This window comes from Dermatophilaceae bacterium Sec6.4 (assembly GCA_039636865.1).
Lineage (GTDB): Bacteria > Actinomycetota > Actinomycetes > Actinomycetales > Dermatophilaceae > Allobranchiibius.
In genome coordinates this window covers 563,789-581,418 of record CP144172.1, presented here as the reverse complement: position 1 = coordinate 581,418, position 17,630 = coordinate 563,789, and the positions used below count along the sequence as shown (strand labels likewise).

Below are 17,630 nucleotides of genomic sequence, written 5' to 3'. Positions count from 1 at the left end.
ACTGAATCCGAGTTCAACGACCTAAGGCGTCCACGATGGCGGGGACGAATTCGTCGAGGTCATCCGGCGTGCGTGAGGTGATCAGCGTCCAGCCGTTGCATGGGCATACCTGCACGCCCTGATCGACCCAGGTGGCGCCGGCATTGCGGATGTCGGTCGCGACCGACTCGTAGGACGTGAGCGTTTTGCCCTTGAGTACGTCGGCCTCGACCAGCACCCACGGCCCGTGACAGATCGCGGCAACGAGTTTGCCCGCGTCCGCGAAGGCGGTGACCAGAGCGGTCGCGTCGTCCTCGGTGCGCAGTGTGTCGGCGTTGATGGTGCCGCCCGGGACCAACAGCGCGTCGTAGTCGGCGGCGTCCGCGTGGGCCAGCGCGATATCGGGAGTGACGTCCTGGCCGGGGTCCTTGTCGCCGACCAGGGTCCTGACCGTGTCGTTGTCGACGGCGGCGACAGTCACCTGCGCGCCCGCCTCCTTCAGCTTCTGCACCGGCACGACGAGCTCGTCCTGCTCGATGCCGTAGTTGGTGACGATGACGAGGATCTTCTTGGATTCAATTCCAGGCATAACTGACGGACCTCTTCGGATAGGGATTTTCCCGTTACTTACCCGCTCCGGTCCGCGCTCAAGCGTGCGGGTCCTTATTCTCCGAGAGCCGGGGGTGCGGTCCGGTAGGTCGGCGGCGTCACGGACATCCGGATCGGGTTCGCGACCTGGCGCTGACCGTCACAGTCCGCGATGGGCTTCAGGCCCTGGCCCACGGCGTACTCGAACGCTTCGGCCAGGTTGTTGACCGGACCGGCCGGTACCCCGACGGCTGACATCCGGTGCGCCCAGTCGTGTGCGTCGGCGCTCCGGAGAAGCTTATTCAGCAAGGGCACCAACACCTCGCGATGCTCCACGCGGGCGGTGTTGGTGCGGTACCGCGCATCGTCGGCAAGCTCCGGCACACCGAGCACCCTTACCAGTGAACGAAATTGACGGTCGTTGCCGCAGGCGATGACAAGCGGCTTGTCGCGCGCCGCGAAGACTTCGTACGGCACCAGCGACGGATGCTTGTTGCCCATCGCCTGCGGGATCGAACCCCCGAGCAGGTAACCGCTGGACTGGTTGACCAAGCTGGAGAGCAGGCATGACATCAGGTCGACCTCGACGCGCTGACCCTCACCCGTGGCGTCGCGATGCCGAAGCGCGGCGAGGATCCCGACGGCCGCGTGCAGACCGGTCAACACGTCGACCACGGCTACGCCGGCGCGGATGGGCTGACCGGGCGCCGGCCCGGTCATCGACATCAATCCGCCGACGCCCTGCACGACCAGGTCATACCCCGGCAGAGCGCTGTCCTGGCCGAATCCGGTGATGCTGCAATAGATCACGTCCGGGTTGAGCGCGCGCACGGCGTCGTACCCCAGGCCCAGGCGATCCAACGCGCCCGGCAGGAAATTCTCGACCACCACGTCGGCCCGCGCTGCGAGATCCACAGCGCGGGCTCGATCGTCGGTATCGCGCAGATCCAGGGCCTCGCTTCGCTTGTTGCGGTTGACGCTGAGGTAGTACGTCGCGATCCCCCGATCGTCGAACGGCGGACCCCAGGATCTGGTGTCGTCACCGGTGCCGGGTCGTTCGATCTTGACGACCTCGGCACCCAGATCAGCCAGCATCATCGTGGCGTACGGACCGGCCAGCACCCGGCCGAAGTCGGCGATCAGCAGTCCGTCCAGAGCACCCGTCATGTGCCCGACGCTAGTCGTGCCCGATGAGGTAGCTCAGTAGAGGATGTCCCACACGGCCCACTGCGACGAGAACTTGTCGCCGTACAACCCGGAGCTGGTCGAAGTGCCGAGGTAGTCGACCGTGTAGGTCCACCCGTTCTCGTAGGTGCACGAGGACGGGGCTGAGGTCAGCCTGATGTCCGCGCCCGCGATGGTCTTCTTGACCATCGAGTTCAACGCGCCGTTGCACGCAGCCTTGGACCACTGCGTGCCCGCATGCCAGATGTGGTGCTGGAAGTAGTTCACGTGGTCACCGGGCAACCAGGTTGCGACGTGCGCGTCACCCTTTACGAGCGGAGCCGTCGCCGTGTAGAACACGTAGTAGCTCCACTGCCCGGTGGCAGTCGGGTAGCACATGGTGCGGTAGGCAGCCCGCGCGTTGGCTGGTTCTCCGGGCTTGAGCATGGCGTGGTGGGACACCGCGTTCTCCTTCACCAGGGACTTCATCCACGCGGCGTGCGGCGCGCATGCAGCGTAGGTGTCGAACCTCGCGATCGCGGTGCTCCCGTGCACGTACTGGTTCACGGCCGGTGTCGCCGCGTGCGCGCTGCTGATCCCTGCTGCACCCCCGACCGATGCGGTGGCGACCCCGACCGTGCAGATGATCTTGCTCAACTTCTTCATGACTCTCCCCTTGGTATGCGATGAATGGCAGGAAGACCGACTCCGTGGAGCGAAGCCTCCGTGACATTCATTGAGACGCTCTACGAATTGCTGTGGTTGGGCGCCGGAGATCACGAATCAGCATCAGTTCAGCTGCAACGCTCAGCGGGCGAGGCGGACCATCCAGGCGTCCCGACCTCGGCCCCGTCCAGGGGAGATGTATGAGCAGGGAGGAGATGTCCGGCAATGACGGCCCCGATGCGCATTGGGATCGCGCTTCTCCTCCGCGCCGATACGCATGCCTGAAGGGCTGGGACCACGCGGCACCGGTCCGGCTATTCGGGGCCGCCGGGGTTGCAGCGGGTGTCGAACATGCGCTGTGCGCTTACCACCGGTCGCCAGGTCTCCAAGTTCCAGGACGGTTTGTTCGGGGCGGCGAGCCGGGCAAGTTCCCAATGACAGTCGAACTGCGCCTTCATCGTGGGCGTGTTCGCTGCCGGGGCCCGTTGCACCACCTGGCGCCACGCACGGGCCATCGCGCCGCCGATCCTGGTGGACCGGCCCGTAGCCGTGGGCACCACGTGCAGGCTGCGGCCTCGGTCGCCTGGCACCCATCGAACGCGCTCGATATACGCCGGGGTGGGGGTCAGAACTACACCCGACGGGGAGGGGCGGTGCGTATTGGAACTGGGCGGGACACTGCTGGAGGCAGCACCTGGGGACCCGGCAGTCGACGCCGGTGCAGCACTACGACCTTGCGAGCATCCGGTAACGACAAGGGCGCCCGCGATCAAGAGAGCGCTAGGGACGACGTAGTACGCGGAGCGAGCCATGCTGCGCCACCTGTTCGAAACCATCCGCGAGTGCCGCCTGCACGACGTGCCAGGGCGCCTGTCCGCCGTCGGCCGGATCGGGGAAGACGTCGTGCACGAGCAGTAGTCCGCCGTGCGTGACATGCGGCGCGAAGGCCCGGTAGTCGTGCTGCGCGGTCTGCTCGGTGTGGTTGCCGTCCAGGAACAGCAACTCGATCGGGGTCGACCACCAGCGGGCGACGACCTCGGTCTGCGCGACCACTGCCGAACACACATCGTCCAACTCGTCGAGCACCGGTCGAAAGTACGGAAACGTGTCCAGCCGACCACTGACCGCGTCGACCATCGAGGTGTCGTGCCACTCCCACCCGGGCTGGTTCTCCTCCGAGCCGTGGTGGTGGTCGACAGTGACCAGGCGAGCCCCCGCAACCCGGGCCGCGTTACCGAGCAGATAGGTCGACTTGCCGCAGTAGGTACCGATCTCCAACCAGGTGCCCGCGCCGGCAGCGCACGCGACGTCGTACAACGCCTCGCCCTCGTCGGTCGGCATGAAACCGGTGATCTGCGCCACCCGCTGAGCGGCCTCCGCGGGAATCGCCATCAGCGCACCTCCCCCTCCATCGAAGGGTGGGCAAACGGTCGAATGGTGGAGCTATAGGCCAAACCGTCGACGTTTTCGCCACCTTTTGATGCAGAGCGGGCAGCCGATGAAGGGCGGGCAGAGTTCGCGTCGCGAAAGAGATCGGCGCCACCCGTGGTCTGGGTCAGTGCATCGGCGGCGAATAGTACGGCGGCCGCGGACCAGCTTGTCTGCTCCACCGGGTAGTGCACACCCTGCGGGATGTTCCGGCCCGTCCAGTAGCCGCCGGACTCCTCATCACGCAGGAACTGAATATCGGCAAACATGGTTGCTGCCCGGTCATACTCGCCCAACGCATCGAGGGCGGCCACCAGCTCGGCGGTCTCGGCAGCGGTGATCCACGGCTGATCCTCGACGCACCGGCACCCACGCTCGGGCCACACGAAGCGGTCCCAGGAAGCATCCATCCGGGCCCGCCCCGCATCGCCACGGATACTCCCGCAGAGGATCGGGTAGTACCAGTCCATCGAGAAACGGTCTCGGTCGGCGAACGCCGTCGGTAGCACCCTCAGCGCGTCATGTATTCCTTCGCTCAATGCGCGCCAGGCGGGCCGGTCGTGACCAAGGCGTTCGGCGATCGATACCGCGCATTCCAGTGACTGGGCAGCGCTCGCATTACCGGTGACCAGCGCAAAATCCTGCACCTGCCCGACGGCAGACACCGCCCACGCGAGGGCGCCTGAACCGAGCACGGCGCCTGAGGCGAACCCCACTGCGCGCTCGATGGTCGGCCAGTAGCGAGCCACCACGTCGGCATCCCCGGTCACCAGGTAGTGGTGCCACACCCCCGTCGCAATGTACAGACACTGGTTGGTGTCGGCTGCGGCGTCCTCGACGTGGGCACCGCGTGTCACCATCGGCCACGAACCGTCGCGCCGTTGCGCGCGGGCCAGGTAGTCGTAGGCAGCGAGCGCCGCGCCATGATGCCCGGACACCGACAGTCCCATCGCCGACTCGACGTGGTCCCACGGGTCCAGATGACTGCCGGTGAACCATGGGATCGCACCATCGGCCGACTGCTGAGATGCGATGAATCGACCTGTGTGAGCTATCTGTTCAGCACTCAGTATGCCGGGTACCGCGAGCGGCTGCCCCGTCATACCGGCTTACGCAGATAGACCACGAAGCTCTTGCCGAGCACCGGGTTCAGCGCCCGTTCCGCGAGCCGGGTCACCTTCGGCGCCGACATCATGTCCCAGACGAGCATCCGGTGGTAGCTACGGGTAAGCACGTTCTCATTCTCGGTGCCGGACGCGCATTTGATCCACCAGTAGGGCGAATGCAGCGCGTGCGCGTGGTGCTGGCCGATCGGTTCCAGGCCGGCCGCAGTCAGCCTGGCCACCAGGTCAGAAGCCTTGAAGATCCGCACGTGGCCGCCTTCGACCTCGTGGTACTCATCGGAGAGCTTCCAACAGATCTGCTCGGGCCAGTTACGCGGTACGGTCACCGCGACCAGCCCACCGGGTTTCGTGATGCGGGCGATCTCAGCGATCGCCTCATCCACGTTCGGGATGTGCTCCAGGATCTCCGAAGCCAGTACCCGGTCGAAGGTACCGTCGGCGTAGGGCATCTCCGTCACATCGCCGTGTCGCACCTCAGCAGTGCCACCTTCGCCGCCCTCACCCTCCAGCTCCATCGCACCGAACATCGACTTCACGTCGGCGAGGTCGGACTCGGACAGGTCGAACGCCGTGACGTGCGCACCGCGCCGGTAGGCCTCGTAGGAGTGCCGGCCCTGACCGCAACCGACATCGATGAAACTCATCCCCGCCTGCACGTCGAACGCGTCGAACCTGATCGTGATCACGCTGCATTCTCCTTCGCCGCGCCTACCGCTGTCGCCTCAGTCACCGCACGTCGATCGGCGACCACCCGCTCGTACACGCGCTCGGTCGCCTGCGCGACAGCCCGCCAGCTGTAGGTCGAACACGCGCGCGCACGACCGGCCTCACCCATCATCGCGCGCCGGGCCGGGTCGGCCAGAACCTCGGTCAGCGCATGACCCAACGCCATGGCGTCTCCCGGCGGCACCAGCAACCCGGCATCGGTGGCGACCAGCTCCGGCAGCGCCCCTACGCGGGAGGCGACGATCGGCGTACCGCAGGCCATCGCCTCGACGGCAGGGAGTGAGAACCCCTCGTAGAGAGAGGGGATCGCGTGGACCTGCGCCGAGCCGATCAGCGCGGCGAGGTCTGCGGCGCTGAGGTCGTGCACGAACGCCACCTTGTCCAGCAGCCCCGCCTCAGCAAGGGCTTTGCCCGTGCGATCCGAGGCACGACCCACGACGTACAGCTCGCTCCACGCGCTCGCGGGCATCGCGGTGAGCGCCCGGATCAGCACGTCCAGCCCCTTCAGCGGCACATCTGCGCTGGCGATGGTAACGATCCGACCGGGCACCCGCGGCAGGGTCGGCGGCCGGTATGTCTGTATGTCGACACCGACGGGAACCACGCTCATCCGGTCCGGCGAGACTTTGAAGTCCTGCTCGATGTCTATCGCAGAGTTCTGCGAGACGGTCAGCAGGTGGGCGCTCCGCCGCGCGACACGCGCCTGCATCGAGACAAAGCCGTACCAGCGGCGTTTGGTGAGCCGCTGCCATCCCTGCGCAGCCTCCAACTCCAAACGCCGGTCACGGCTGATCGGGTGGTGGATCGTGGTGAGCAGCGGCAGCCCGCACCGTTCCAGCCGCAGGATGCCCGGCGCGAGTGTCTGGTTGTCGTGCAGGATGTCGAATTCGTCGACCCGGTGCCGCAGCAGTCGTTCCAACCGGACGCCGAAGGTGCGCGGCTCGGGGAAGCCGCTCGTACACATCGTGAGGTACTCCAATACGTCCACATCGGAGTGCAATTCAGACCATTTCGGGTGGTGGAAGCGATCCGGGTGGCGGTAGAGGTCGAGGCTCTGCACGCGGGTCAGCCCGACGCCGGGATCCAGCTCCGGGTAGGGCGGCCCGCTGAACACCTGCACCTGGTGGCCGCGCGCTACGAGCTCCCGCGAGAGGTTGCGGACGTAGACGCCCTGCCCACCCGAGTGGGGTTTGGAGCGGTAGGACGACAGCGCAACGCGCACGTCACGCCACGCCGACGTGCAGATCGTCGTTCGGCGTCTGCACCGCGCCCGCTGCCACGAACGTCATGTCCTGCGTGATGTCGGCGCGTTTGATGTCGCGGTTGTCCCGCACGTAGTTCTGCCGCAGGAACCACGGCATCCGATCGCCCTGACGCGGGAAGTCCTTGATCGAGCGCTGCACATAGCCGGACTGCAGGTCGATGGCAGGTTTGCTACGCATCCTCTCGTGCGCGGTCGGGTAGCCGTACGCCGCGCCGGTCGCGTCAAGGTGGTTGACGAACCTGCAGAAGTACTGCGATGACAGGTCGGCGCGCAGCGTCCACGACGCGTTGGTGTACCCGATGCACATTGCCGCATTCGGGACACCCTCCAGCATCATCCCCCGGTAGATATAGCGGTTGCCCAACTGCACCGGCTCACCGTCGACGCGCAGTGTGGCGCCGCCGCCGGCGAGCATATTGAGGCCGGTCGCGGTGACGATGATGTCGGCCGGCAGCACCCGCCCGTCCGAGGTCCGCACACCCTCGGGTACGAAGCGGTCGATGGTGTCGGTGACGATCTCGGCCTGCTGCCTGCGCAGCGCCCTGAAGAGATCGCCGCCGGGCACGACACACAGCCGCTCATCCCACGGGTTGTAGCGCGGCATGAAGTGCTCGATCGCTACGCCGCTACCTTTCAGTTCGGCCTCGGTTCCCTTGCGCAGCAACATTTTTGCAGTTTTCGGCATCCGCCGGGCGAATTGGTAGAAACCCTGCGTCGCCAACACGTACTTCCATCGCACGATGTCGTGCGCACGTTGGCTGGGCAGTCGCTTGCGTAGTTTCGCGGCCGCGGTGTCTATCTCCGGTTGACTGACGACGTAGGACGGCGAGCGCTGCAGCATCGTGGGCCGTGCTCCGCGCTCGACGAGAGCGGGCACCAGCGTGACCGCGGTCGCCCCGGAGCCGATCACCACGACGTTCTTGCCATCGACGTCCAGGTCTTCGGGCCAGAACTGCGGATGTACGACCTGCCCGGTGAAGTCTTCGCGACCGGCGAACTCGGGCGTGTAACCCTGCGCGTAGTCGTAGTAACCGGAGCAGAGGTAGACAAAATTCGCCGTCACCGTCCGGTCGCCGGTCGGTGTGCCCACGGTCAGCGTCCAGCGCGCATCGGCGCTCGTCCAGTCGGCGGCCAGCAACTTGCTGTCGTAACTGATGCGCTGGTCGATGCCGTATTTCGCGGCCGTGGACTTCAGATAGCCCAGGATGTCGGCGGCATCGGCGATGGACTTGTCGCTGGTCCATGGCTCGAAGGGGAAGCCGAGTGTGTACATGTCCGAATCAGACCGCACGCCAGGATATTTGAACAGATCCCAGGTGCCGCCGAGATTGCTGCGTGCCTCCAGGATCGCGTAGTCCTTGTCCGGGCACATCGTCTGCAGCCGGTAGGCCGCGTCGATGCCGGACAGCCCTGCGCCGACGACGATGACGTCGTAGTGATCCGACAGATCATGCATAAAACCCTCCACCACAGCTGCTGATTACCCTCGAGTAACCCTAACCGATCCGCCCTTGTGCGAAGGGGTCCGCAATTCACGGCGTCCCCGCCGTGACCGGATGCGCGCAGCCACTCGAACGCCCGGCAGACTGATCCCATGCCATATGACCTCATCGTGGTGGGCGCCGGGCCCGCCGGTTCGAGTGCCGCCCATGCAGCTGCCACCGCAGGAGCCGACGTGCTGCTGCTGGACCGGGCCAAGTTCCCCCGCTACAAGACCTGCGGGGGCGGGCTCATCGGGCCGACGCTGGCCAACCTGCCGGCCGGTTTCCAGGTGCCCTCCCGCGCCGACATCCACCGCGCCACCGTGACCCTCGCCGGCGGGCGCTGGACGGACCGGCACAGCGACCGCCGACTGATCGCACTGGTCAACCGGGCCGAGTTCGACGCCGCGCTGGTGGACAGTGCGAAGAAGGCCGGTGCGCACGTGCAGCAGGGCGTCACGGTCACCGGTATCGAGCAGCCCTCCGGTCCCGACGCGCACAGCGACACCGGAACGGTCACCCTGACCACCTCCGAAGGGCCGCTGACCGCGAGCTACGTGATCGGCGCCGACGGATCCGCGAGTCGGATAGCCCGGCACGTCGGCGTCACCGCGGACACTGTCGACCTCGGCCTCGAGGTGGAACTGGAGACAGGAGCGCAGTCAGCTCGATGGGAATCACGGGTTCACCTCGACTGGGGCACCGATCCCGGCACCTACGGGTGGGTTTTCCCCAAAGGTGACACTTTGACAGTCGGCGTCATTCAGTCACGTGGCCACGCTGCTGCCACCCGCGCATACCTGGCGCGATTCATCCATGAGCTGGGGTTGTCGTCACTACGCGAGCTGCGGTCCTCCGGGCACCTCACCCGGACGCGCGCCGCGGGTTCCCCGTTGTCGCGGGGTCGGGTGCTGGTCGCCGGGGACGCCGCCGGACTGCTCGAGCCCTGGACCCGCGAAGGTATCTCCTACGCAGTACGGTCCGGCAAGCTCGCCGGGTCTGCGGTCGGCAGAAACCTCAACGACCCGCTCGGTGTCCGGACGGCGTACGACCACGCGGTGGGCGTCGACCTGGTCCCGGAGATGGCTGCGGGGCGTCTCGCGCTGCGTGCCTTCGAACGGAGCCCGGCGATCATGCACCAGGTCGTTGCGCGTACCCGACGAGGCTGGGGTGAATTCGAACGGTTGACGAGCGGCGAGACCACTCTGGCGCGCGAGTTGGAACGTCGTCCGATCCGTTGGGGCCTGCAGGCAATCGCCCGCTGAACCCGCCGGCTCCCGCAGCGCTTTCGCGTTGTGGTCGCCAGCGACGCAAACGGCGCCTGGAAAGGGCTTTTAGCCCAATTCTGAGTCGCCGGCGACGCAAACGCGGGGAGCCTCGAGGCGCTCGCCGAGCAATGTCGTCACGGCGAATTCAGCGGCCAGCTGCTCGAACCGTCGCCCGTGCCGCAACATTGCATGCTTTCCGCCGGCCACCGTCACGAACCGGACGTCGGCGGCGGTCCGCGCCATGGTCGCCGCTACCGTCTGTGCGCTCGCGCGTTTGGCGATCCGGTCGCCGTCGCCGTGCACGAACAGGACCCGTCGGCCGGTCGCGTCCACTTCGTGCGCATCATCGGGGTAGACCCACGGCGCCAACGCCACCACGCTGCGGATCCCATCCGCACCCGCGGACAGCAACGCCGCCCGACCTCCGAGTGAATGCCCGATCAGGCAGGTGGGCAGCTGACCGCCCAGGCGCTCGCGTACCTGATTCATCGCCCAGTCCACGTCCTGCGTCGGGGTGTGCTCGGTGTCCCAGCCGCGGCGCGTGTTGAGGAGCCGGAACACTGCCAACCGCTCCCCGTCCGCACGGGCGACCCGGTGGGCGATCGGAATCATCCGCAGGACCGACAGCTGGTTCGGACTGACCGCCCGCTCACCCCGCCGACCTGCCCCGCCGTGCAGCACGATCACGACGCCGCTCACCTTCGATTGGTCGGCCGGCACGTCAACATCGATCAGATGCGGTTCCAATTGCACGAAATACCTTCCTCACGAACTCCCCAGTGGCAGGGAAACACCTCGACCGGCGTAGTTGTTCCTACGCCGGTCGAGGGTTTCTTATGCCACTCGGGGGTCAGTGCACGACGGAGCTCGCCGGCAGCCAACCTTCGGGGCCGGCGGTGCCCGCTGCGTACTCCTCCAGCGGTACGTCGTTCCTGGCCCAGGCCGCCAGGACCGGGTCCACGACGCGCCAGCCCAGCTCGGCCACATCGTTCCGCAGCGACAGCAGCGGACTGCCGTCCAACGTCTCGCGCAGGACCTCGCCGTAGGCCGTCATCCGCCCGGCACCCAGCTCGGCGGTCAGCTCCTTGCGCTCCAACGACAACGGGTCGCCCTCGGCGTTCATCGTCAGCTCCAGGGACACGGCACCGGGTTTGAGTCTGATGATCAGCCGGTCCGGGGTGGCGTCACCACCGAAGCCCTCGGGCACATGCCCGACGGGCCGGAAGTAGCAGACGATCTCCTTGCGTGCCTCGCCCAGTGCCTTGCCGCTGCGCAAGGTGATGGGCACCCCGGCCCAACGGGAGGTGCGCACTTCCAGCTTGAGTTGAGCGAGGGTCTCGGTCATGTTCGACGGGTCGACACCGTCCTCGTCGACATAGGACGGGATCTTCTTCTCGTTCACGATGCCGGCGGTGTATCGAGCCCGCCTGCTCGACCGCTTCGGAGAGTTCTGCCACAAGTGTGTCGAGCGCAGTACCTGGGCCTTCAGGTCGGACAACTCCTGGGAGTTGATCTGAGCAATCGGCTCCATCGCGAAGATCGCCATCACCTGCAGGAGGTGGCTCTGCAGCATGTCGCGCAACGCACCGGCCGTGTCGTAGTAACCGGCCCGGCCCTCCAGCGCCAGCGCTTCGTCGTAGAGGATCTCGACCCGCTCGATGTGGTGGTGGTTCCAGATGGGCTCCATGATGCGGTTCGCGAAGCGAAGACCGATGAGGTTCAGCACGGTGGCGGTGCCCATGAAGTGGTCGATGCGGAAGATCTGGTGCTCGGGCACGACCCGTTGCAGTTGCAGGTTCAATTCGTGAGCGCTCTTCTCGTCCTCCCCGAACGGCTTCTCCAGTGCCAGGCGCAGATCGGCCGGCGTGTCCAACGTCTCCAACAAGGCGCAAATTTTGATCGTGACGGCCGGCGGAAGTGCGAAGTAGATGACGACCGGGCCACCTGAGCACTGCTCGAGCACCCATTTGAGGTGGTCACCCGTCGTCGCGTCGGCGGTCAGCCAGCGGGCGTGTTTGACGATCTCCTCGGTCCGCTTCTTGGTGACGTCAGTCTCCTGGAACGCCTCGCGAATGCGTTTTTGCCACTCTTTGTCATTCAGTCCCGAGCGTCCGACGCCGAACAACTCGACACGGCGGTCGGGTTCGATGTGCAGCAGGCTGCCCAGCCCCGGCAGCAGCAGCCGACGGGTCAGATCACCGCTCGCACCGAGGATGAGCAGAGTGACAGGACCGTCCGAATTCGCCATATGTGCAGCATTACATGCCGCCCTGACTATCAAGGCATGAAAGACCGGTCAGGAGACGGCGTCAGTGACCATCTCATGCACCGGTTCGGCGCGCGCGGTCACCGCTGCGATGACCTCGCACACCAGCTCCGGGTGGTCGACCATCGGCACATGCCCGCAGTCCGGCAACGGCACGTGCGTGGCATCCGGCAGCGCAACGGCCGCGCGGCGAGCCTGGCTGGGCAGCAGCAGTCGATCGTGTTCGCCCCAGGCAATGGTGGTCGCCACCACAGGGACCTGCTTGTAGGACAACAGGATTCCTCTGCCGAAACATGGCCAGAAACCTTTCGAGCGGCGCAGATTGATCGAGTCGCCGACCGCCTGCTGCGTCGAGAGGTTCTCGGGGTGCATATAGAGCGAGCGCATCAGCAGTGAGCGCAGCGTGAGGTTGCCGCACACCTTTTCAACCACGGCGCGCGGGGAGTGGGCGGAGACTTTGAGCAGGACCAGATTGGCCCCGAGCAGGGCCAGCTCCGGTTTGGACCAGAAGCCGGCCGGGGAGAACGCCGCGCAACTACGCACGCTACCTCGCGCCGCCAACTCCAGGGCGAGGACGCCGCCGAGCGAATTGCCTGCCACGTGCGGCCGTTGCAGCCCCAGGTCGGCGATCAGCTCTTCTACCTGCTCCGCGTAGCTGGTCATCGTGTAACTGCCGGGTTTGCTGGGCACCGGCGACAGCCCATGGCCGGGCAGGTCGATCGCGATGACGTCGTAGTGCGGGGCCAGTAACTGCGGCACGCTGGCCCACGCCTCGCGGCGGTGTCCGATGCCGTGGATCAGGACGATCGGCTCGCCGGACCCGACACGTGAATAGGCAATGCTGCTGGGCACGGTTGCTCCTTGTGGTGGTTCGGTTGGCGACACTGTGGCGACTTTGTCGGGACTGATGGCGAAGATCCATCGACCCTACCCCGGGGTAACTTGTCTCGGAATGGGTTTCACCGGCTCCGGACCTTCCGTAATCCGGCATCATGGGCGCTTCACATCGGGCGTACATCGTCCTCGGGCGACCGCGCCTGACGTCTGATCGACAGAAAGCAACCAGATCCGTGACCATCGGAATCCTGACCAGTGGCGGCGACTGCCCCGGCCTCAATGCGGTGATCCGTGGGGCCGTCATCAAAGGCGACCGGATCTACCAGGAGCAGTTCCTCGGGGTTCGCGACGGTTGGCGGGGACTGATGGAGGACGACATCATCACCTTGCCCCGCCATGACGTACGCGGACTGGCCAAGCAGGGCGGCACGATCCTGGGTACCTCTCGGACCAATCCGTTCGAGCACGGCGGTTCCGAGCGCGTCAAAGAGGTGATGGCCCGGCATTCGATGGACGCGCTCATTGCCATCGGCGGTGAGGGCACGCTCACCGCCGCGCGGCGACTCTCCGACGACGGCGTACCCGTGGTCGGGGTGCCCAAGACAATCGACAACGACCTGTCGGCGACCGACTACACCTTCGGATTCGACACAGCAGTAGCGATTGCCACCGAGTCGATCGACCGGCTGCGCACCACTGCCGAGTCGCACCACCGCTGCATGGTGGTGGAGGTCATGGGGCGGCACGTGGGGTGGATCGCGCTGCACGCGGGCCTGGCGTCCGGAGCTCACGCGGTGCTAGTTCCGGAGTTCCCGGTGACGTTGGAGCAGATCTGCGGATGGGTGCGCAGCGCCCGGGACCGCGGTCGCGCCCCGGTGGTCGTGGTGGCTGAGGGCTTCATCCCAGCGGGGGAAGAGCAGGCGACCGCCCCACGCGGACTGGATGCGTTCGGTCGACCGCGGCTGGGCGGCATCGGCGAGACGCTCGCTCCGATGATCGAGGACCAGACCGGTATCGAGACCCGCACCGCGCGCCTGGGTCACCTGCAGCGTGGCGGCGTACCCACCGCCTACGACCGGGTGCTTGCGACCCGCTTCGGTACGGCAGCCATCGACGCGGTCATCCAGAAACGCTGGGGCTCGATGGTGTCGCTGTCCGGGGAATCCATCGTCAACGTCGACCTGCACGCTGCAACAACCGTTTTGAAGACGGTGCCACGAGCCCGATGGGACGAGGCGGCGATCCTTTTCGGTTGATTCCAGCGGGTCTCGCGATCAGCAGCGCCAATTTCTCCCGTTCGAGAGGCAGCAGAGCCTCCATTGCCTGCGTTGGGCCTGCGGCCGGTAAAACTCTTGTCAGTATCCGAGCCTGCTCATTGCGATGACGCCTGCCCGGCAGGACAGTGAATCCGTTCGGCTCCTTCGGGTCACACCCCGACCCGAGAGCCCCTTCCGGAAGGTCACTCCATTGAAGAAGGCACTCACCTTGGTCGGCGCTGTCGCGCTTGCCGTAGGCACCGCCAGCAGCGTGCTCCCCGCATCTGCAGCAACTCACAACTCCACCCGTAAAGTCGTGGCCAATGCGGTCACGCAACCGGGCGTTCTGGTCGGCGCGCCCAGCGCCAGCGCTGCGACCTCCTTCATGGTGACGCTGCGGCCCCGCGACGCGGCCGGCATGCAGGCCTTCGCCGAGGCAGTGTCCAACCCCAGCGGCGCGTCCTACCGCAAATTCCTGACCCCGGCGCAGTTCACCGGCCGCTTCGCAGCCAGCACGAAGGACGTCGCCCAGGTCAAGGCATGGCTGGTCAGCCAGGGCCTGACCCCGGGAAAGGTCTCGCCGACGCGCAGCTACATCGAGGTGCGCGGCTCGACTGCCGCAATCCAGAAGGCTTTCGCCACCACGATCCACTCCTACCGCTCCGGCGCGCGTCAATTCACCGCGCCCGCGACCGCGTTGACCGTTCCTGCGAGCATCGGCAACCTCGTTGCGGGTGTCGTCGGGCTGGACCACTCCCGCGTACTGCACACCACAAACGTGCGCACGGATGAGGTGCGTGCCAAGAGCACCACGAGCATGAAGGCACTTGGTCTCACGTCGTCGCGAAAAGCGGCCACCTCGGCCGTCAGTGACGCCTGCTCGCAGTATTACGGGCAGTACACGTTGCCCTACATCGTCAAGGCCAAAGCACCACTGGCCAAGAAACTGCCCGGCGCGATGTGTGGCTACACCCCGCAGCAGATGCGTGCGGCCCGTGGCATCGACGCGACGCAGAAGACTGGTAAGGGCATGAAGGTCGGCATCACGCTCTGGTGCAACGACCCGCGGATCTTCAACGACACCAATACGTGGGCCAAGGATCTGGGCTTCGCGAAGCTGAAGGCCAGCCAGTACCAGGTGCTCCCACCGGCCGGCGGGTACGACCCCGAGTACTGCGACAACAAGGACTCCGGCGGCGTCAACGCCGAACAGGCCCTCGACGTCCAGTCGATCCACGGCGCGGCCCCCGACGCCAAGATCGTCTACTCCTCGGCGTCCGCGCCGACCGATGCCGGATTGATCACGGCCCTGCACGCACTGGTCGACGGCAACAAGGTCGACGTCATCACCAACTCATGGGGTGGCGGCGAGACCGACGACGCCGCAACCAACGACGCGTACAGCGCCGTCTTCATCCAGGCCGCGGCGCAGGGCATCCCGGTGCTCTTCTCATCCGGTGACTCCGGCGACAACAGCAAAGGCAATCAGAAGAAGACCCCGCCCTCCCCGGACTACCCCGCAGCCAACCCCTGGGTCACCGCAGTCGGCGGCACCTCGCTCGGCACCACCAACGTGTCCGGCTCCAAGGTCGGCTGGGAGCAGGCCTGGAACACTGACCGCAGCGTCCTGAACAAGGACACCTGGGGCTCGTGGACCTACCGGTACGGCGGCGGTGGCGGCGTCAGCAACTATCACCCGCAGCCCTACTACCAGAAGGGTGTCGTACCGACCCGCTTCGCCGGCGTCGACCCGCACCGGGCCTACCCCGACCTCGCAGGCGCGGCCGACCCGTACACCGGTTACCTGATCGGGTACCACGACGAAGAGGCCAACTCCGGCAACTTCGGACTGAGCAAGATCGGCGGCACGAGCTGGTCTTCACCCTGGACGGCCGGCACCATCGCGCTGGCCGGCAAACGGGTCGGCTTCCTGAACCCGCTGATCTACGCCAAGGGCCACGCCGGGCTGAAGGACATCGCCGGTAATCAACTGAAGTACGGCTTCGAGGTGAAGGCAACCTTCGTGAACAAGGCGGGCGTGCCCTTCACAGCGCTGACGACCGTGTCGGTGAACAGCCAGAACCTGCAGGATCAGAGCCTGACTTCTGACCGCGGGTACGACAACCTCACCGGATTCGGAGTGCCCACCTCAACCAGTGCGTTCCTCACGGCCTTGAGGAAGTAACCCAGCACCGATTGATCGACGTCAGGCGGGATCCCTCGGGGGGGTCCCGCCTGACTCATGTCCTGGCGCCGTTGCCGAGCGCCGCCCGCACAGTGACAAAGTGGGACGATGAGCGACATCCTGCTGCTGCACTCCGCCCTCGGTCTGCGCCCGGCCGTGACGCAGTTCGCCGACCTGCTTCGCGCGGGTGGGCACACCGTGTATACGCCGGACTTCTACCACGGCATCGTCTTCGAAGACTCCGCGCAGGGACTGGCGCACCGGGACGAGGTAGGTGCCCGCGAGCTGTTCGCCAGAGTCCGAGTCGGCCTGAGCCAGGCGCCGGACAACGCTGTGCTTGCGGGCTTCTCCCTGGGTGCCGCGTTCGCGCAACGGTTGGCGGGGGACCGACCGAAGGCACGTGCCGTAGTCCTGATGCACTCGGTCGCGGCGCCGCGCGGGGGGTGGTCCGGCCAACCCGTACAGCTGCACCGCTATGAGACGGACCCGTTCATCGACGAGGCGGACGTGCAGACGCTGGGCGCCGCGGTCCGGGCGTCCGGGGCATCGTTCCAGGACATCGTCGTGGCGGGGCGGGGCCACCTCTTCACCGATCTGGACAGTCCGGATGGTGACCGCCGTGCGCGGGATGCGTCGGCACAGCACATCCTCGAGCTGTTGGATCGTGCGCCGGTCTGATCGATCGTTGTACGTCCGGTAGGACAGTTCCCGGACGGCACGTCGAGTGTCGTTTCAGATCGGACCACCGGTGGAGGCCCATGCTCCGAGTGGCTCGCGGGGGTAGTCCTGCTGCCCGCTGGACTCCCCGGTGATCTCGAAGCCGCGTGCCTGGTAATTGGCGAGTGCATGCGGGCCGTCCAGATCGCAGGTGTGCAGCCACACCTCAGCGGTTGGGGGAAGGTCACATCGCCCACCCAGACTCCAGGCCATTTCGATACCGTGGTGCAGCAGTACGCCACCGAGACCGCGCCCGATGACGTGCTCCATCAGACCGAAGTAGACGACTTCGGTGCGACTGAACATCGCGGCACTGGCTCCCCCGGATCGTGCCCCCGGTAGGACTTCGGGTTCGGATGCAGAGATGGGCACAGCGTCCAGCTGCACGTATCCGGCCGGTGCGCCGCCGACATACAGCACATGCGCCTCAGTGCCTGGCCGGGCCAGGTCCCGCGCCCATTGTTCACGTGTCCATGAGAGGCGATCGGTCCAACGCCACGGGCCGCCGACTGCTGCGTAGAGCCATCGGATGAACTCCGGTGTCGGTGTATCGATCCGGTCTATGCGTGCACCGTCCGGCAGAGCGCGGGGCGAGTTCGCCGGTCGTTGGGTCATCCGCAATGTCGTCGTCTTCACCTGCACGCTCTCGAGGCTACTGCGGTGCGTGCTCCGGAGCCCCGC

At 66.3% G+C, this 17,630-nt stretch carries 17 protein-coding genes; 4 read left to right on the top strand and 13 right to left on the bottom strand.

The window, feature by feature from the left end:
* Positions 1-13: 13 nt before the first annotated feature.
* The 9 genes from V3G39_02865 to V3G39_02825 all read right to left on the bottom strand — a co-directional run bounded on the left by V3G39_02865 (position 14) and on the right by V3G39_02825 (position 8,407).
* A complete protein-coding gene (locus V3G39_02865) occupies positions 14-568 on the bottom strand; it encodes a DJ-1/PfpI/YhbO family deglycase/protease (protein ID XAS76996.1) in 555 nt (184 codons plus the stop codon).
* 74 nt (positions 569-642) lie between these two features.
* On the bottom strand, positions 643-1,734 hold the full coding sequence (locus V3G39_02860; protein XAS76995.1) for a CoA transferase: 1,092 nt from the start codon (positions 1,732-1,734) through the stop codon (positions 643-645).
* A 33-nt stretch (positions 1,735-1,767) separates the two neighbouring features.
* Positions 1,768-2,397 (bottom strand): hypothetical protein, encoded by a 630-nt coding sequence (locus V3G39_02855; protein ID XAS76994.1) that lies wholly within the window; start codon positions 2,395-2,397, stop codon positions 1,768-1,770.
* A 314-nt stretch (positions 2,398-2,711) separates the two neighbouring features.
* Positions 2,712-3,209, bottom strand: coding sequence for a DUF2599 domain-containing protein (locus V3G39_02850; GenBank protein XAS76993.1), 498 nt, complete (start codon positions 3,207-3,209; stop codon positions 2,712-2,714).
* Positions 3,178-3,789, bottom strand: a complete 612-nt coding sequence (locus V3G39_02845; GenBank protein XAS76992.1) for a class I SAM-dependent methyltransferase — start codon at positions 3,787-3,789, stop codon at positions 3,178-3,180. Before V3G39_02845 ends, V3G39_02850 begins: the two co-directional genes overlap by 32 nt.
* On the bottom strand, positions 3,789-4,928 hold the full coding sequence (locus V3G39_02840) for a prenyltransferase (protein ID XAS76991.1): 1,140 nt from the start codon (positions 4,926-4,928) through the stop codon (positions 3,789-3,791). Before V3G39_02840 ends, V3G39_02845 begins: the two co-directional genes overlap by 1 nt.
* The gene (locus tag V3G39_02835; protein ID XAS76990.1) at positions 4,925-5,635 is read right to left on the bottom strand and encodes a class I SAM-dependent methyltransferase; all 711 of its coding nucleotides are present in this window, start codon (positions 5,633-5,635) and stop codon (positions 4,925-4,927) included. Before V3G39_02835 ends, V3G39_02840 begins: the two co-directional genes overlap by 4 nt.
* On the bottom strand, positions 5,632-6,897 hold the full coding sequence (locus V3G39_02830; protein ID XAS76989.1) for a glycosyltransferase family 4 protein: 1,266 nt from the start codon (positions 6,895-6,897) through the stop codon (positions 5,632-5,634). Before V3G39_02830 ends, V3G39_02835 begins: the two co-directional genes overlap by 4 nt.
* Before the next feature lies 1 nt (position 6,898).
* Positions 6,899-8,407 carry an NAD(P)/FAD-dependent oxidoreductase gene (locus V3G39_02825; GenBank protein XAS78165.1) on the bottom strand — a complete coding sequence of 503 codons (1,509 nt, stop codon included), beginning with the start codon at positions 8,405-8,407 and terminating at the stop codon, positions 6,899-6,901.
* A 126-nt stretch (positions 8,408-8,533) separates the two neighbouring features.
* Here V3G39_02825 and V3G39_02820 point away from each other — a divergent pair, with 126 nt between their 5' ends.
* Positions 8,534-9,685: a geranylgeranyl reductase family protein gene (locus V3G39_02820; GenBank protein XAS76988.1), complete on the top strand. Its 1,152-nt coding sequence runs from the start codon at positions 8,534-8,536 to the stop codon at positions 9,683-9,685.
* A gap of 69 nt (positions 9,686-9,754) precedes the next feature.
* On the opposite strand, the gene V3G39_02815 is transcribed toward V3G39_02820, so the two are convergent.
* The 3 genes from V3G39_02815 to V3G39_02805 all read right to left on the bottom strand — a co-directional run bounded on the left by V3G39_02815 (position 9,755) and on the right by V3G39_02805 (position 12,806).
* Positions 9,755-10,441, bottom strand: a complete 687-nt coding sequence (locus V3G39_02815; protein ID XAS76987.1) for an alpha/beta fold hydrolase — start codon at positions 10,439-10,441, stop codon at positions 9,755-9,757.
* Positions 10,442-10,538: 97 nt separating this feature from the next.
* Positions 10,539-11,936: a glucose-6-phosphate dehydrogenase gene (locus tag V3G39_02810; GenBank protein XAS76986.1), complete on the bottom strand. Its 1,398-nt coding sequence runs from the start codon at positions 11,934-11,936 to the stop codon at positions 10,539-10,541.
* A 48-nt stretch (positions 11,937-11,984) separates the two neighbouring features.
* Positions 11,985-12,806: an alpha/beta hydrolase gene (locus V3G39_02805; GenBank protein ID XAS76985.1), complete on the bottom strand. Its 822-nt coding sequence runs from the start codon at positions 12,804-12,806 to the stop codon at positions 11,985-11,987.
* 218 nt (positions 12,807-13,024) lie between these two features.
* Here V3G39_02805 and V3G39_02800 point away from each other — a divergent pair, with 218 nt between their 5' ends.
* The 3 genes from V3G39_02800 to V3G39_02790 all read left to right on the top strand — a co-directional run bounded on the left by V3G39_02800 (position 13,025) and on the right by V3G39_02790 (position 16,910).
* Entirely contained in the window at positions 13,025-14,047 is a 1,023-nt protein-coding gene (locus tag V3G39_02800; GenBank protein XAS76984.1) for an ATP-dependent 6-phosphofructokinase, read from the top strand.
* A 211-nt stretch (positions 14,048-14,258) separates the two neighbouring features.
* Entirely contained in the window at positions 14,259-16,232 is a 1,974-nt protein-coding gene (locus V3G39_02795) for a S53 family peptidase (protein XAS76983.1), read from the top strand.
* A gap of 108 nt (positions 16,233-16,340) precedes the next feature.
* Positions 16,341-16,910: a dienelactone hydrolase family protein gene (locus V3G39_02790; GenBank protein ID XAS76982.1), complete on the top strand. Its 570-nt coding sequence runs from the start codon at positions 16,341-16,343 to the stop codon at positions 16,908-16,910.
* Between the two features lie 54 nt (positions 16,911-16,964).
* On the opposite strand, the gene V3G39_02785 is transcribed toward V3G39_02790, so the two are convergent.
* Positions 16,965-17,591 (bottom strand): GNAT family acetyltransferase, encoded by a 627-nt coding sequence (locus V3G39_02785; GenBank protein ID XAS76981.1) that lies wholly within the window; start codon positions 17,589-17,591, stop codon positions 16,965-16,967.
* Positions 17,592-17,630: the final 39 nt, after the last annotated feature.

Coding starts and splice junctions, on each gene's coding strand:
- V3G39_02865 (XAS76996.1), bottom strand. CDS start 568: ATGCCTGGAATTGAATCCAAGAAGATCCTCGTCATCGTCACCAACTAC.
- V3G39_02860 (XAS76995.1), bottom strand. CDS start 1,734: ATGACGGGTGCTCTGGACGGACTGCTGATCGCCGACTTCGGCCGGGTG.
- V3G39_02855 (XAS76994.1), bottom strand. CDS start 2,397: ATGAAGAAGTTGAGCAAGATCATCTGCACGGTCGGGGTCGCCACCGCA.
- V3G39_02850 (XAS76993.1), bottom strand. CDS start 3,209: ATGGCTCGCTCCGCGTACTACGTCGTCCCTAGCGCTCTCTTGATCGCG.
- V3G39_02845 (XAS76992.1), bottom strand. CDS start 3,789: ATGGCGATTCCCGCGGAGGCCGCTCAGCGGGTGGCGCAGATCACCGGT.
- V3G39_02840 (XAS76991.1), bottom strand. CDS start 4,928: ATGACGGGGCAGCCGCTCGCGGTACCCGGCATACTGAGTGCTGAACAG.
- V3G39_02820 (XAS76988.1), top strand. CDS start 8,534: ATGCCATATGACCTCATCGTGGTGGGCGCCGGGCCCGCCGGTTCGAGT.
- V3G39_02810 (XAS76986.1), bottom strand. CDS start 11,936: ATGGCGAATTCGGACGGTCCTGTCACTCTGCTCATCCTCGGTGCGAGC.
- V3G39_02790 (XAS76982.1), top strand. CDS start 16,341: ATGAGCGACATCCTGCTGCTGCACTCCGCCCTCGGTCTGCGCCCGGCC.